Origin of the sequence: Acidisoma silvae (assembly GCF_020618775.1) — a bacterium.
GTDB classification, from domain to species: domain Bacteria; phylum Pseudomonadota; class Alphaproteobacteria; order Acetobacterales; family Acetobacteraceae; genus Acidisoma; species Acidisoma silvae.
In genome coordinates, this window is the sequence record NZ_JAESVB010000001.1 from 678326 (window position 1) to 693283 (window position 14958).

The window sequence follows — 14958 nt, forward strand, 5'->3', positions numbered from 1 at the left end:
ATGAGTAACGCGACTTTGGCGGTGCCCGCCGCAGGCCGGGCCGGACGGCCCCGCCATGCCCGGCCGATCATCGCCGCCGTACTGGTCGCGACTTTCATGGCGGCGATGGAAGTCACCGTCATCAGCACGGCCATGCCGGTCATCGTCGGCAAGCTTGGCGGCTTTCACCTGTTTTCCTGGGTTTTCGGCATCTATCTGCTGACCCAGGCGGTGATGACGCCGCTTTACGGCCGCATCGCCGACAGTTTCGGCCGCAAGCCTATCTATCTCGCCAGCACCGGCCTGTTTCTGGTCGGCTCGTTGCTCTGCGGCTGCGCCCATAGCATGGTGGCGCTCATCATCTTCCGGGCGATTCAGGGGATCGGCGGCGGCGGTCTGGCCCCCTTGGGCGTCACCATCATCGGCGATGTCTGCAAGCCCGAGGATCGTCCGCGCGTCATGGGCTATCTCTCGGCCGTCTGGGGCATAGCCGCCATCGCCGGCCCGCTGCTGGGCGCGTTTTTCGTCCATACGCTGGGCTGGCAATTCTGCTTCTGGGTCAATCTCCCCGTCGGCCTGATCACCATGGCCATGGTCTGGCGCTACCTGCGCGACGGCCAGCAGACGCGCAGCCGGGCGCCCATCGATCTGGTGGGCTGCGGTCTTCTCGTCCTTGGCCTCGGCCTGATGATGGGCGCGCTGGTGCAGTTCGAGGCGCTGCCGTCCCTGACGCTGATTCTATTGCTGGCTCTGGCTTTCGTCGCGCTGGCCGGGTTCGGCTGGCGGGAGCGGCAGGTGCGTCACCCCTTGCTGCCGCTGCATCTGATGTTCCGGCCGCTGCTGATGACGGCCAATGCCTCCTCGCTTCTGTCAGGCGCGCTGCTGATCGGCACCACGGCCTTTCTGCCGCCGCTGATCCAGGGTGTGATGGGCGACAATGCGCTCGACTCCGGCATCGTCATCGGCGTGCTGACCGTCGCCTGGACCATTACCGGCATGACCATCGGCCGGGCCGTGGGCCGCCTGTCCAACCGCCTTCTGGCGGTGAGCGGCGGCATCGCCATGGCGGCCGGCATGGCGGCGCTGGTGCCGATCGCGGACGGCGGCAGCCTGATCTGGCTGACGGCGATCGCCATTCCCATCGGGGCCGGCATGGGCCTGACCAGCATCGTCTTCACCCTGGCCGTGCAGGGCGGCGTGCCGGCCAATGAGCGCGGACGGTCCATCGCTTTGTTCTTTTTCTGCCGGCTGATGGGTCAGGCGCTGGGGTCGGCCGCCTTCGGCGGCGTGTTGAACGCGGGCCTCGCGGCGACCAAGGGTCATGACGTCATGCAGGAACTTGTGAACCCGGCGCTGCGCGCCGCGCTGTCGCCCGGCTATCTGGCGGCGGCCACCTTGCGGCTGGGTCATGCGCTGCATGGCGTTTTTGTGCTCGCCGCTATCATCGGCATCGGGGCGCTGATCGCCGCCTGTTTCACGCCGAAGCGTTCTGTCCAAAGCCCCTGATGCCGCTGAGCGCGTTTCAGCTCAGTGATGAACCGGGTGATCTGGCTTTGGCTTGGACCTGCGGCTAGGCTCCCGCCAAGACCAACAAGACGCCAGAGACAGGGAAGATTTTATGACCTATATCGCCGCCCCGAACCGCTACGAGGCCATTCCCTATCGCCGCTGCGGCCGCTCCGGCATTCAGCTGCCGCTGATTTCGCTCGGCCTCTGGCATCATTTCGGCGGCACGGATGTGCTGGAAAACGGCCGTGCCATTCTGCGCCGCGCCTTCGACCGGGGTGTCACGCATTTCGACCTCGCCAATAATTACGGCCCGCCCTATGGCACGGCGGAAGAGAATTTCGGCATCCTGCTGAAAAAGGATTTTCTGCCTCATCGCGACGAGCTGATCATCTCGTCCAAAGCCGGCTGGGACATGTGGCCCGGCCCCTACGGCATCGGCGGCAGCCGCAAATATCTCATTGCCAGCTGCGACCAGAGCCTGAAGCGCATGGGCCTGGATTACGTCGATATCTTCTATTCGCACCGCCCCGATTTTGAGACGCCGCTGGAAGAAACCGCCGACGCCCTCGCCCAGCTGGTTCGCCAGGGCAAGGCGCTCTATGTCGGCATTTCCTCCTACGGACCGGAACTGACGCGGACGATGTCCGCGCTGCTGCGCGACCGTCAGGTGCCGCTGCTGATCCATCAGCCGTCCTATTCGCTGCTCAACCGCTGGGTGGAAGACGGGCTGCTGGAAACGCTGGCGGACATCGGCACCGGCTGCATCGCCTTCTCGCCGCTCGCCCAGGGCCTGCTCACCGACAAATATCTGGGCGGCGTCAAGGAAGGATCGCGTGCCGCCGAAGGCCGCTATTTCAGCAAGGATCTCATCACCGAGGAAAACCTCACCCGCGTGCGCGCGCTGCATGGCATTGCCGAACAGCGCGGCCAGAGCTTGGCGCAGATGGCCATCGCCTGGGTGCTGCGCAATCCGGCGGTGACGACGGCGCTGATCGGCGCGCGCAATGTGGCGCAGCTCGACAATGCGCTGGACGCCGTCAAGAACCTTGCCTTCTCGGCCGAGGAACTGGCGGCCATCGACGTGCATGCGCAGGACGGCGGCATCGACCTCTGGCGCGAGGTCTCGTCCTTCAAGGGCTAGTGTGTCAGCCTGGGTTGGAATCAATCCTCAACCGTCATGCCCGCGAAAGCGGGCATCTTCTTCGTGGTCCCGCGCTTGAACCAGAAGATACCCGCTTTCGCGGGTATGACGGTGTTCCAATGAAGACCTGACAGAGGCTACGGGTTCGTCACGCTCTCGGGGTCAAGCGCCGGGTCCGGCAGCACGGCCAGCGGATCGGGAGGCAGAGCCGGGGCGCCAGGCTTTGCCTCTTCCGCGATCCAGGCGCGCAGCATGGTATAGCTGACGGCCAGCACCGCCGGCCCGATGAACAGGCCGATCAGGCCGAAGGCGGCCAGTCCGCCCAGCACGCCGACCAGCACCAGCAGCATCGGCAGATTGGCCTCCTTGCGGATCAGCAGCGGCCGCATGAGGTTGTCGACCGCTATGGCGACGACGGTCACCACCAGCAGCACCGCGCCCATGACATATTGGCCGGAGACGAACATCCAGATATCGGCCGGGATCAGCACGATGCCCGGTCCCACCTGCGCCACGCAGGCGATGAACATCACCGCCGTCAGCAGCGTCGCCAGCGGCACGCCGGCAATCACCAGTCCGATGCCGCCGATGATGGCGTCGGCCAGCGAGGTCAGCATGACGCCGAGTGCGACGGCGCGGATGGCGCGGCCCGCCAGCACCACCATCTGCTCGCCCCGGTTGCCGCCCAGGCGATAGCCGAACTGGGTCGCGAGGTTAGCGCCGGCCTCGCCATGCGTGCTCATGATGGCGACGATGACGGTGGTCAGGATGAATTGCAGCAGCAGCCGGCCGAAACTGCCGATGGAACCCAGAATCCACTGCGCGGCGGAGCCGATATAGGGCGTGGTCGAGGGCAGCACCGTGCTCAGCCCCTCGCCCTGGAACTTGGTCCAGACCTGAACGATCTTATCGCCGAAAATCGGGACGTCGCCGGCCCAATGCGGCGGCGGCGGCAGGCGGAAGGCGACGGCGGCATGGGCCAGGCCGACCAGCGCATCGATGTGATTGAGGATCGTGGTGACGGCGAGCCAAAAGGGCACCACGAACAGCACGACGACGATGATCGTCATCAAGGTCACGGCCAGGCCACGACTGCCCCAGAGCAGTTTCTGCAAGCGCAGCACCAGCGGCCAGACCGCGACCACGATGGTCGCGGCCCAGATGCTGGCCGGCAGGAAGGGCTGCATGACCCAGAGGGAACACAGCGTCATGCCGCCGATGAAGAACAGCATCAGCATCAGGCGGGTCGGGTCGGGCCGTCCCCCATGCAAGGGCCTGTCCTGCTCCGCCGCCGATACGCTCGCCTGGGGCGAAGGCATCGGCGGCGGTGGGGTGATCACCGTCATGCGCGCTGGGTCCGGCCGATCAGGCGCGGGCCTGCGCCTTTTCGTCGGTCAGCCCATGCGGCAGGTATTTGACGTAATCCTTCGGCACCACCTGCCAGAAGCTGGCCAGCGTCTGGTCCCAGTTATGCAGCAGCATGGCCGCATACCGGCTGCTGGTCTCTTCGACGTGGCGTTCGATGAGACCACGCAGCTGGCTCTCCCAATAGGCGGAGGAGACGCGCTGCCAGGTCAGGCTTTCCGGATTGATGCGGCTTTCCAGCGTATTCTCGGGGTCATAGAGGAAAGCGACGCCCCCGGTGAAGCCGGCGCCGAAATTATCGCCGAAATCGCCCAGGATCGCGACCGTGCCGCCGGTCATGTATTCGCAACCATTGGAACCGCAGCCTTCGACCACCGCCGTCGCGCCCGAATTGCGCACCGCGAAGCGCTCGCCCGCCTGGCCGGCCGCGAAGAGATAGCCCTCGGTCGCACCATAAAGGCAGGTATTGCCGATGATGGTATTGGCATTGCTGCGCATCTTGGTGGAGGGCGCCGTGCGGACCACGATGGTGCCGCCCGACAGGCCCTTGCCGACATAGTCATTGGCGTCGCCGATAACTTCCAGCTTCAGGCCCTGCACCGCGAAGGCACCCAGCGACTGCCCGGCCGAGCCGCGCAGGCGAACGTTGACATGCCCCGCCGGCACGGTGGTCTGTCCGAAGGCGCGGACGATGGCGCCGGAGAACTTCGTGCCGATGGCGCGATGCGTGTTCCGGATATTGTACTGCAACTGCATCTTCTCGCGCCGCTCGAAGAAGGGAGAGGCATCCGCGATCATCTGCGCGTCCAGCGTTTCCGGCACTTCGTTGCGGCCTTCCAGCGTGCAATAGCGCGGATAGGGGCCAGGATCGGCCTGAGCCAGGATCGGGTTGAGGTCCAGATCGTCCAGCAGCGAACTGCCACGGCTGACCTGCTGCAGCAGATCGGTGCGGCCGATGATGTCGGTCAGCTTGCGGAAGCCGAGGCCGGCCAGGATTTCACGCACCTCTTCCGCGATGAAGGAGAAGAGGTTGATGACCTTCTCGGGCGTGCCTTCGAACTTGGCGCGCAGCGCCTCGTCCTGCGTGCAGACGCCGACAGGGCAGGTATTGCTGTGGCACTGGCGCACCATGATGCAGCCCATGGCGACCAGGCTTGCCGTGCCGATGCCGAATTCCTCGGCGCCCAGCATGGCGGCGATGACGACATCGCGCCCGGTCTTCAGGCCGCCATCGGTGCGCAGCTTCACGCGGTGACGCAGCCGGTTGAGCATCAGCACCTGATGCGCTTCCGACAGGCCCATTTCCCACGGCAGGCCGGCATATTTGACCGAGGTCAGCGCGGACGCGCCGGTGCCGCCGGAATGGCCGGAAATCAGGATCGCATCCGCCTTTGCCTTGGCAACGCCGGCGGCGATGGTACCGATGCCCGAGCGCGAAACCAGCTTCACGCAGACCGACGCCTTCGGGTTGATCTGCTTCAGGTCATAGATGAGCTGCGCCAGATCCTCGATCGAATAGATGTCGTGATGCGGCGGCGGGCTGATGAGCATCACGCCCGGCGTCGAATGACGCAGCTTCGCAATCAGCCCCGTCACCTTGAAGCCGGGCAGCTGCCCGCCTTCGCCGGGCTTCGCACCCTGCGCGACCTTGATCTCGATCTCGCTGCAGTTGTTCAGGTAGTCGGCGGTAACGCCGAAACGGCCTGATGCGATCTGCTTGATCGCCGAGGATGCGTTGTCACCGTTCGGGCGCGGCTTGAAGCGCTCGGGGTCTTCGCCGCCTTCGCCGCTGTCGGACCGTGCGCCGATGCGGTTCATGGCGATGGACAGCGTCTCATGCGCCTCCGGCCCAAGCGCCCCCAGCGAAATGCCGGGCGCGATCAGCCGCTTGCGGATTTCCGTGATGCTTTCCACGTCTTCCACCGGAATGGGCGTCAGCCCGTCGGTACGGAAGTCGAGCAGGTCACGCAGAGCCACGGGGGGCAGGCGGCGGACGGCTTCCGAATACTTGCGGAACATCGTGTAGCTGTCGGTGCCGACGGCCGTTTGCAGCACATGGATCAGGCTGCCGTCGAAAGCGTGCGTCTCACCGCCACGGCGCATCTTGTAGCTGCCGCCGACGGGCAGCGTCAGCACGCCTTCGGCCCAAGCGACCTTGTGCAGTTCCAGCACCTTCCGCGCGATGCCCGAAAGGCCAATGCCGGAAATGCGCGACTGCATGCCGGGGAAGAACTCGCCCACCAGCGCGCGGGACAGGCCGATGGCTTCGAAATTATAGCCGCCGCGATAGGAGGAGAGGACGCCGATGCCCATCTTCGCCATGATCTTGAGCAGGCCCTTGTCCAGCGCCTTCTTGTAGCGGCCGATGGCGGCCTTCACGCTCATATCGCCGAAGAGGCCGCGCCGCTGGCGGTCGGCAATCGATTCCTGCGCCAGATAGGGGTTCACGGTGGTGGCGCCGACGCCGACCAGGACAGCGACGTAATGCACGTCCAGGCATTCCGCCGTGCGCACATTGACGCTGGCGAAGGTGCGCAGCGACATGCGGACCAGATGCGTATGCACCGCACCCGTCGCCAGGATCATCGGAATCGGCACCTGGCCAGGCCCCATCGCTTCATCGCTGATGATGAGATGCGTGGCACCCGCGCGAACCGCGTCTTCCGCTTCCCGGCGAATACGGTCCAGGCCACGGCGCAGGCCGGTTTCGCCGTCAGCCAGCGGGAAGGTGGCGTCGATGGCGACGACCGCCGAACCCATTTTCTCGCGCATGGCGGTGAATTCGCCGGTCGAGAGAATCGGGCTGTTGAGCTGGAGGATGTCGAACTGATGCTCGCCTTCCTCCAGCACATTGCCGAGATTGCCGAGGCGCGTCTTGATCGACATCACGCGGGTTTCGCGCAGGCTGTCGATGGGTGGGTTCGTCACCTGGCTGAAGTTCTGGCGGAAATAGTGGTGCAGGCCGCGATAGCGATCCGACAGCACGGCGATGGGTGTGTCGTCACCCATGCTGCCCGTGGCCTCGTTCGCGTCCTCCACCATCGGTTGCAGGATCGCTTCCATCTCTTCCAGAGTCATGCCGATAGCGAGCTGGCGGCGGCGCAGATCCTCGGTGCCGTAGGTGCAGGGCTCGACCGCATCGGCCTTGACCATCTCGTCGATCTTGACGATGCGCTGCGCCCAGTCGCCATAGGGGTGGCGGGCGGAGAGCAGGTCCATGATGGCCGTGTTGTCATAGAAACGCGGCTCTTCCAGATCGACCGCGATCATCTGGCCGGGGCCGACGCGGCCCTTCTCGACGATCATCGATTCGTCGAACTTCACCATGCCGGTTTCGGAGCCGACGACGAGCATGTTGTGGCTGGTGACCGTGTAGCGCAGCGGGCGCAGGCCGTTGCGGTCCAGGCCCGCGATCAGCCAGCGGCCGTCGGTTGCCGTCACAGCAGCCGGGCCGTCCCACGGCTCCATCACCGCGTTGCAATATTCGATCATGCTGCGATGGGCTTCCGGCATGAAGGCGGTCGCGCCGATCGACGGCGGGATCATCATCGCCTTGACCATGGCGGCATCGCGGCCCGACCGGATCAGCAGTTCGAAGACATTGTCCATCGACGCCGTGTCGGACCCCTGGGCCTGCACGACCGGCTTGACGTCTTCCATATAGGCGTCGAGCAGATCGGAGGAGAGCCGCGTCTCGTGGCTCTTCATCCAGTTGATATTGCCGTTGATCGTGTTGATCTCGCCATTATGCGCGATCGAGCGGAAGGGCTGCGCCAGCTTCCAGGTCGGGAAGGTATTGGTGGAATAGCGCTGATGATAGATCGCGAAGCGCGAGACGAAGCGCGGGTCGAGCAGATCCGGATAGAATTCCGTCAGGCTCTCGGCCAGGAACATGCCCTTGTAGACAATGGACCGGCAGGACAGCGAACAGAAATAGAGATCAGCGATCTGTGCGGCGATGGTCTGCTTTTCGATGCGGCGGCGGATGACATACAGGTCGCGCTCGAATTCTTCCTCGGACACGCCGCGCGCGTTCCACAGCATGATCTGCTCGATTTCGGGCCGCGTCGCATTGGCCTTTTCGCCGATGCAGGCGACGTTGATCGGTACCTGACGCCAGCCATAGATTTCGTAGCCGAGGGCGAGGATTTCGGTTTCCACGATTTCGCGGCAGCGTTCCTGCGCGCCCAGATCGGTCTTGGGCATGAAGACCTGGCCGACCGCGATAGGGCCGGGGCGCAGCAACGCGCCGCTGCGCTCGACGGCGGCGGCGAAGAAATCCTGCGGGATTTCGATATGGATGCCGGCGCCGTCGCCGGTCTTGCCGTCGGCGTCGACTGCGCCGCGATGCCAGACGGCCTTCAGCGCATCGATACCGGCCTGCACCACGTCGCGGCGGCGCTTGCCGTCCAGCGCCGCGATCATGCCGACGCCGCAGGCGTCATGCTCCTGGCTGAAGTCGTACGACCCCGCCAGGGCTTCCGTGTTGCGGGCCCAGTCGTTCAGGAAGTCGGCGCCCGTTTCCAGCATTTCGCTGGGCAGGGCCTGGCTTTCGATCCCGTCGGTCATGGCACTCTCCTCGTCAGCGGCCTGGGTCAGCAGGCCGGGCGCCGCCCCATGAGGGCGGCATCATCTCAATCGACTTTCAGCCCTTGGGCTGTGAGCTTGTCGGCATCCAGTCTCAGCACCTGCTCGCCGATCTGGCCGATCCAGGCGTGGCCCGCTTCGACCATCTGATGCGTCAGCGCCGGCGTGATGCCTTGCAGCTTCTGCCCGACCGGCGTCTGGTAAAAGGCCAGGATCTGCTGCATTTCCGGCACGGTAAACGCCTGGCCGTACAGCGTGGCGACGGTCGCCACGAATTGCGGCTCGGACGCGCGGATGTCGGGCATCAGCACCGCATCGACGATGGGCTCGACCTTCTCCGGCGTCTGCTTGCTATTGGCGGCAAGGCTTTGCACCAGAACGATCTTCAACCCGTCGACCGCAGAATCCGCGACCTGCTGGATGCCGATGGCCTGGACCACCTGCATGGCAAGCTGCATCTGATCCGTGGTCAGCGCCGGCGGCGCGGTATCGGCGTGGGCCATGGGCGCCAACGCCACGCTTGCCACCAAGGCGAGCAGGATTTTTTTCGTCACCCGCGGGCTTGACCCGCGGATCAACCCGTCGAGGCGCCGCGTCGTATGGATCCCCGGCACAAGGCCGGGGATGACGGAAAAAAGGCTGCTCATTCCGCTGCGACCGCGACAGGCACCGGCTGGCTGATGAAGTCATGCACCTGGGCGGCCACGTCCTGGCCGTCCTTGATGGCCCAGACAACGAGGCTGGCGCCACGCACGATATCGCCGGCCGCGAAGACACCCGGAACCGAGGTCATGAAGGTGCGGTGATTGATCTTCAGCGTGCCCCAGCGGCTGATCTCCAGCCCCTTTTCCGCGAACATCTTCGGCTGATCCTCGGGGTCGAAACCCAAAGCCTTGATGACCAGATCGGCGTCCAGATTGAAATGACTGCCGGCCAACGGCTCCACCGACTGGCGGCCGGAGGTGTCGGGCAGGCCCAGATGCATGCGCACGGCGCGGACGCCCGTCACATGATCGTCGCCCAGGAAGGCCTCGGGGGCCGAGAGCCAGACGAAATCCACGCCTTCTTCCTCGGCATTCTTCACCTCGCGCAGCGAGCCCGGCATATTGGCGCGGTCGCGGCGATAGAGGCACTGCACCGAGGTCGCGCCCTGGCGGACGGCGGTGCGCACGCAATCCATGGCGGTGTCGCCGCCGCCGATGACGACGACGCGCTTGCCTTCGGCATTGAGCAGACCGCTGTCGAAATCGGCCACGCTCTCGCCCAGGCCACGCTTATTCGAGGCCGTGAGGTAGTCCAGCGCCGGCACGATGCCGGCCAGACCCGCGCCGGGGCCGCCGATGTCGCGCGCCTTGTAGACGCCGGTTGCGATGATCACGGCCGCATGCGTCTGGCGCAGTTCGGCGAAGGACATGGTGTCATCGGCGCCGTCGCCGATGGCACAGTTCAGGTGAAACTGAACGCCGCAATCTTCCAGATACTTCCAGCGGCGCAGGACGACGTCCTTCTCCAGCTTGAAGCCCGGAATGCCGTAGATCATCAATCCGCCCGGCCGGTCATAGCGGTCATAGACATGGACCTGATAGCCGAGGCGGCGCAGGCGTTCGGCGGCGGCAAGGCCGCCGGGGCCGGCGCCCACGATGCCGACGGATTCCGAGCGTTCGGCTATCGGCTGGATCGGCTGCACCCAGCCGTTCTCGAAGGCGGTGTCGGTAATATAGCGCTCGACCGCGCCGATCGTGACGCTCTCGAAGCCCTTTTCGATGACGCAATTGCCTTCGCACAGGCGGTCCTGCGGGCAGATGCGGCCGCAGATTTCGGGAAAGCTGTTGGTGGCGGAGGAGACCTCATAGGCTTCCTGCAAACGCCCTTCGGCCGTCAGGCGCAGCCAGTCGGGGATGTTATTCCCGAGCGGGCAATGGACGGAACAGAAGGGCACGCCGCATTGGCTGCAACGGCTGGCCTGTTCGGCCGCGCGGTTCGTCTCGAAGCGGTTGTAGATTTCGTCGAAATCCTGAACGCGCATGTCGGCTGTGCGCTTCTGCGGGATTTTCTGGGGCGTGTGCACGAATTTCAGCATGCGCTCGGCCATGGAACGGTCCTCCTGCAGGATGCGGACGCTCTGAGGGAGCGACCATGGATTGAATTGGGTCTCTAGCGTGATTTTGTCCTTATGCGAAGTACAATCCGAAAGACAAACAGCAATGCTGACCTATTTCACCTGCATGTCGGCGCTCGCCACCTCTAGTTGCGAGTAATTCGCAAGAAAATAGGACCGAATTGAGACTTTTGGTAAAATCGCAATGTCAGACCATAGGCTATTGAACGAAAACACCTTTGGAATGGGATGTCGCGTAATGACGTCTGGCAGGAGAGTGCCTGTCAGCCCAGCAGACGGGTCACGGCCGTTTCCACCCGGGCGACCAATGCCCTGTCGAAGACCAGGGCATTGGGCTTCGCCTCTCGCCGCCGCTTGAGATAGAGGCCGGTGCGACCGGCCAGATCGGGCGAGAGGCAGGCGTAAAGCGGCGTCTGCGCACCCTGTTCCGGGGTAAGGGCGAAACGGCCCAGCAGCTGCCAGACAAATTCGTCGATCCCGCCATGGCGCACGATGCTGGTGGCGACCAGGCCGGGATGGACGATATTGACCGTCACGCCGCGTGGCTTCAGCGTTTCCGCCAGATTCCGGCTCATCATGAGCAAGGCGAGCTTCGAACGCGCATAGGCGCGGGCCATGCGCCAATGCTGCTTGAGTTCCAGGTCATCCGGGTCGATCCGCGCACGGTCGGCGCTCGATGACCCAATCATGACAATGCGCCCCGTCGCCGGCATCGCCGGCAGCAGCGCCTCGGTCAGCGCCAGCGGGGACAGAAGATTGGTCGCCAGCGTCTTCTCCCGCCCCTCGGCCGTCACCTGACGGTCATGGCTGAGCAGGCCGGCATTATTGACCAGGAGATCGATGCGGGGATGCGCGGACAGAATGGCCGCCGCCGCCGCCCGCGTCTCCTTCAGGGAGGAGAGGTCGGCGCGGATGATGTCGATCGCGGCATCCGGCACGGTCGCCGTGATCCAGCGCCTGGCCCTGTCCGCCCGCATGTCATCGCGGGCGATGAGCGTCAGGGAAAAGCCCGATTGCGCCAACCCGCGCGCGATCCAGCGGCCGATGCCGCTGGTGGCCCCGGTGACGACGGCATGAAGCGGTGTCACCGGGTTCGTCATGTCAGTTCTTGCCGTCTGTTTCGAAGACCCAGGCCAGCACGCCCTTTTGCGCGTGCAGGCGGTTTTCCGCCTCCTGGAAGACGACCGATTGCGGCCCGTCGATCACCTCGGCGGTCACTTCCTCGCCGCGATGGGCGGGCAGGCAATGCATGAACAGCGCGTCCGGTGCGGCTTCCGCCATCAGCTTGGCGGTGACCTGATAGGGGGCCAGCATATTGTGGCGGCTTTCACCGTCAGGGTCGGACATGCTGACCCAGGTATCGGTCACGACGCAGCGGGCGCCGCGCACGGCCGCGCGCGGGTCACGCACCACCTCAACCTTTGCGCCCTCGGCCTTCGCCCAGGCCAGGATCGCGGCCGGCGGTTCCAGTTCCGCCGGGCAGGCCAGGCGCAGCGTGAAGTCGAACCGCGCCGCCGCCTCGATCCAACTGCGCGCGACATTATTGCCGTCACCCACCCAGGCGATGATCTGCCCGGTAATCGGCCCGCGCAGCTCTTCGAAGGTCAGGATATCGGCCATGATCTGGCAGGGGTGAGAGGCTTCCGTCAGTCCATTGATGACGGGGATGGTGGCAAAGCGGGACAGTTCCTCCAGATTGGAGGCGCGATCCGTGCGCAGCATGATGGCATCGACATAGCGGGACAGGACGCGCGCCGTGTCCGCAATGCTTTCGCCCCGGCCGAGCTGCATTTCCTGGGCCGACAGCACCACCGGATTGCCGCCCATTTCGCGGATACCGACTTCGAAACTGACGCGGGTGCGCGTGCTGGGCTTGCTGAAGATCAGCGCGACCGACTTGCCTTCCAGCGGACGCGCATGGTCCCGGCGATGGGCCTTGCAGACGGCGGCCGTCGTCAGGATATCGCGCAGCGTCGCCGCATCCAGGTCGCGGATGTCCAGGAAATGGCGCGGGGCTTTCGGGGTATCGGTCATGGCAAGGTCATTCAGATCGTCCGTCACGTCTTTCATCGGGCCGCGTCTACCGGCTGAGCCGCGACCTTGGGGGCGGCCAAGTCCTGCACCGCCAGCCGCAACAGGCGGATGGCGTCGTGGCAGTCTTGCTCGGTGATGGTCAGGGGCGGCACCAGACGCAGAACATTGTCGCCGGCCGCGACCGTCATCAGCCCATGGGCGAGGCAAGCCGCCTGCATGGCCGTGTTGGGGACGCCGAGCTTGATGCCGATCAGCAGGCCGCGCCCGCGAATGTCCTGCACGACATCGGGGAATTCGCGGGACAGCTTCGCCAGTTCGCCGCGCAGCAGGGCGCTGCGGGCGCTGACCTGAGCGAGAAAGCCGGGTTCCAGCAGCACGTCCAACACGGCATTGCCGGCCGCACAGGCCAGCGGGTTGCCGCCGAAAGTGGTGCCATGCGTGCCGGGCTTCATATTCTCGGCGATCGCCGCGCGGGCGACGACAGCGCCGATCGGGAAGCCGCCGCCCAGGCCCTTGGCCAAGGACATGACATCGGGCTCGACGCTGGACCACTCATAGGCGAACATCTTGCCGGTGCGGCCCATGCCGGTCTGGATTTCGTCCACGCCCAGCAGCAGGCCGAATTCGTCGCAGGCGGCGCGCAGGCCGGGCAGGAAGTCGTCATTCGCCGAGCGGATGCCGCTCTCGCCCTGGATCGGCTCCAGGATGATGCCGGCGGTCTCGGGCGTGATGGCGGCACGGAGCGCGTTCAGGTTATTGAACGGCACATGGTCGAACCCATCCACCGCCGGGCCGAAACCCTTGATGTAATTGGGGTTGCCGGTGGCCGAGATCATGGCCAGCGTGCGGCCGTGGAAGGCGCCGTCGAAGCAGATGATGCGCCAGCGCTCCGGGTGGCCGTTCTCCGCCTGGTATTTGCGGATCATCTTGACCATGCCCTCATTCGCTTCCGCACCGGAATTGCAGAAGAAGGCACTGTCGCCAAAGCTGTTCTCAACCAGCCGGGCCGCCAGCTTTTCCGCCTGCGGCACCCGGTAGAGGTTGGAGACATGCATGACCTTCGCCGCCTGTTCGGCAATGGCGCGCGTCAGCCCCGGATGGCCATGGCCGAGCGAGGAACTGGCGATGCCGCCCCCGAAATCCAGGAATCGTCGGCCGTCCGTCGAATACAGCCATGCGCCTTCGCCCCGCTCAAAAGCGAGGTCGGCGCGGTTGTAGTTCGGCATAAGGGCGGAGATCATACTGGCCTTCCAGTCAAGGAAAGCAGTGATGTATGGAAACTCTGGCCGGTCGCGTCAATGAATGAGGACAAAGCATCACACAGATGACGCAGGCAAAAACCGCAACTCTGACGGACGCGGCGCTGCGCGAGGCTGCTTTGGCCTATGTCGCGCGCTATGGCGGCACGCAGGCGGCCCTGTCGCGGGCGCTGGATCGGCGCATCCGTCGCTGGGCTGAGGCGCATCTGGCCCTGGAGGGCGCGGATCGTGAGGCGATTGGCGCGCAGGCGGCCATACTGAGGCGGCAGGCCGCGAAAGTGGTCGCGTCGCTGACCGATCTGGGGGCGGTCGACGATCAGGCCTTCGCGGAAAGCCGCGCGCGGCGGCTGCGCAGGGCCGGGCGGTCACGCCGGGCGGTGCTGGCGCATCTCGCGGCTAAGGGGGTCGATGCCGATAAGGCCGGCGCGGCGGTGCCGGAGGATGATGCGGCGGAACTGGCCGCTGCCCTGGCTTTTGCGCGCCGGCGGCGGGTTGGGCCGTTTTCCGTCCATGAGGATGAACTGCCGCCGGAGCAGGCGGCGCGGGTTTTGGCGGCTTTCGGCCGTGCCGGTTTCAGTGGCGCGGTCGCGCGCCGTATCCTTGCCTATGATCGGGAAGAGGCGGAGCAGCTGTTGCTCGCAAACCGCCAGACCAGCGGCGGCTGACGCCGCTCGCAGTGCCAGGAATTGGTGGAGCCACTGGGCATTGCACCCTGTCGAAACTCGCATTCCGCGCCTAGCGCAGGCCCCTCAATTCGTCGGACAATTGATATGACACGGAATGCGTAGGCCTGGCTTCCTACCCAATCGGTTGATGGAAGGTAACGCTATCATCCTTTGCGGCTAATCACCTGCCAAGAAAGGAGTCGCGTGCCGTCGTCGTGCAATCAACGCATCACGAATGCGTGCTATGACAAAACGTGATAATTTCGACAATCGGCACTGCACGAAACGATTTGTACTAGC

General features: G+C 65.0%; 10 protein-coding genes. 3 read left to right on the top strand and 7 right to left on the bottom strand.

Going from position 1 to position 14958, the window contains the following annotated elements; all coding sequences use genetic code 11:
• Together ASILVAE211_RS03235 and mgrA are read left to right on the top strand one after the other, a co-directional pair.
• The gene (locus ASILVAE211_RS03235; protein ID WP_227319833.1) at positions 1 to 1485 is read left to right on the top strand and encodes an MFS transporter; all 1485 of its coding nucleotides are present in this window, start codon (positions 1 to 3) and stop codon (positions 1483 to 1485) included.
• A gap of 112 nt (positions 1486 to 1597) precedes the next feature.
• A complete protein-coding gene (gene mgrA / locus ASILVAE211_RS03240) occupies positions 1598 to 2629 on the top strand; it encodes an L-glyceraldehyde 3-phosphate reductase (protein ID WP_227319834.1) in 1032 nt (343 codons plus the stop codon).
• A 137-nt stretch (positions 2630 to 2766) separates the two neighbouring features.
• On the opposite strand, the gene ydiK is transcribed toward mgrA, so the two are convergent.
• From ydiK to ASILVAE211_RS03275, 7 genes are all read right to left on the bottom strand, one after another.
• Positions 2767 to 3975, bottom strand: coding sequence for an AI-2E family transporter YdiK (gene ydiK, locus ASILVAE211_RS03245; protein WP_227319835.1), 1209 nt, complete (start codon positions 3973 to 3975; stop codon positions 2767 to 2769).
• A gap of 19 nt (positions 3976 to 3994) precedes the next feature.
• Complete coding sequence (gene gltB / locus ASILVAE211_RS03250; RefSeq protein WP_406566010.1) at positions 3995 to 8524, bottom strand: glutamate synthase large subunit; 4530 nt, start codon at positions 8522 to 8524, stop codon at positions 3995 to 3997.
• A gap of 104 nt (positions 8525 to 8628) precedes the next feature.
• Positions 8629 to 9228: a DUF2059 domain-containing protein gene (locus ASILVAE211_RS03255; RefSeq protein ID WP_227319837.1), complete on the bottom strand. Its 600-nt coding sequence runs from the start codon at positions 9226 to 9228 to the stop codon at positions 8629 to 8631.
• Positions 9225 to 10673, bottom strand: coding sequence for an NAD(P)-dependent oxidoreductase (locus ASILVAE211_RS03260; protein ID WP_227319838.1), 1449 nt, complete (start codon positions 10671 to 10673; stop codon positions 9225 to 9227). Before ASILVAE211_RS03260 ends, ASILVAE211_RS03255 begins: the two co-directional genes overlap by 4 nt.
• 290 nt (positions 10674 to 10963) lie before the next feature.
• On the bottom strand, positions 10964 to 11800 hold the full coding sequence (locus ASILVAE211_RS03265; RefSeq protein WP_227319839.1) for an SDR family NAD(P)-dependent oxidoreductase: 837 nt from the start codon (positions 11798 to 11800) through the stop codon (positions 10964 to 10966).
• A 1-nt stretch (position 11801) separates the two neighbouring features.
• A complete protein-coding gene (gene argF / locus ASILVAE211_RS03270) occupies positions 11802 to 12770 on the bottom strand; it encodes an ornithine carbamoyltransferase (RefSeq protein ID WP_227319840.1) in 969 nt (322 codons plus the stop codon).
• Positions 12767 to 13975: an aspartate aminotransferase family protein gene (locus tag ASILVAE211_RS03275; RefSeq protein WP_227319841.1), complete on the bottom strand. Its 1209-nt coding sequence runs from the start codon at positions 13973 to 13975 to the stop codon at positions 12767 to 12769. The genes argF and ASILVAE211_RS03275 overlap by 4 nt, the downstream gene beginning before the upstream one ends.
• An 83-nt stretch (positions 13976 to 14058) precedes the next feature.
• On the opposite strand from ASILVAE211_RS03275, the gene ASILVAE211_RS03280 reads away from it, so the two are divergent.
• Positions 14059 to 14658 carry a RecX family transcriptional regulator gene (locus ASILVAE211_RS03280; protein ID WP_227319842.1) on the top strand — a complete coding sequence of 200 codons (600 nt, stop codon included), beginning with the start codon at positions 14059 to 14061 and terminating at the stop codon, positions 14656 to 14658.
• The last annotated feature ends 300 nt before the right edge of the window (positions 14659 to 14958 follow it).

Coding starts and splice junctions, on each gene's coding strand:
- ASILVAE211_RS03235 (WP_227319833.1), top strand. CDS start 1: ATGAGTAACGCGACTTTGGCGGTGCCCGCCGCAGGCCGGGCCGGACGG.
- mgrA (WP_227319834.1), top strand. CDS start 1,598: ATGACCTATATCGCCGCCCCGAACCGCTACGAGGCCATTCCCTATCGC.
- ydiK (WP_227319835.1), bottom strand. CDS start 3,975: ATGACGGTGATCACCCCACCGCCGCCGATGCCTTCGCCCCAGGCGAGC.
- gltB (WP_406566010.1), bottom strand. CDS start 8,524: ATGCTGGAAACGGGCGCCGACTTCCTGAACGACTGGGCCCGCAACACG.
- ASILVAE211_RS03255 (WP_227319837.1), bottom strand. CDS start 9,228: ATGAGCAGCCTTTTTTCCGTCATCCCCGGCCTTGTGCCGGGGATCCAT.
- ASILVAE211_RS03260 (WP_227319838.1), bottom strand. CDS start 10,673: ATGGCCGAGCGCATGCTGAAATTCGTGCACACGCCCCAGAAAATCCCG.
- ASILVAE211_RS03265 (WP_227319839.1), bottom strand. CDS start 11,800: ATGACGAACCCGGTGACACCGCTTCATGCCGTCGTCACCGGGGCCACC.
- argF (WP_227319840.1), bottom strand. CDS start 12,770: ATGAAAGACGTGACGGACGATCTGAATGACCTTGCCATGACCGATACC.
- ASILVAE211_RS03275 (WP_227319841.1), bottom strand. CDS start 13,975: ATGATCTCCGCCCTTATGCCGAACTACAACCGCGCCGACCTCGCTTTT.
- ASILVAE211_RS03280 (WP_227319842.1), top strand. CDS start 14,059: ATGACGCAGGCAAAAACCGCAACTCTGACGGACGCGGCGCTGCGCGAG.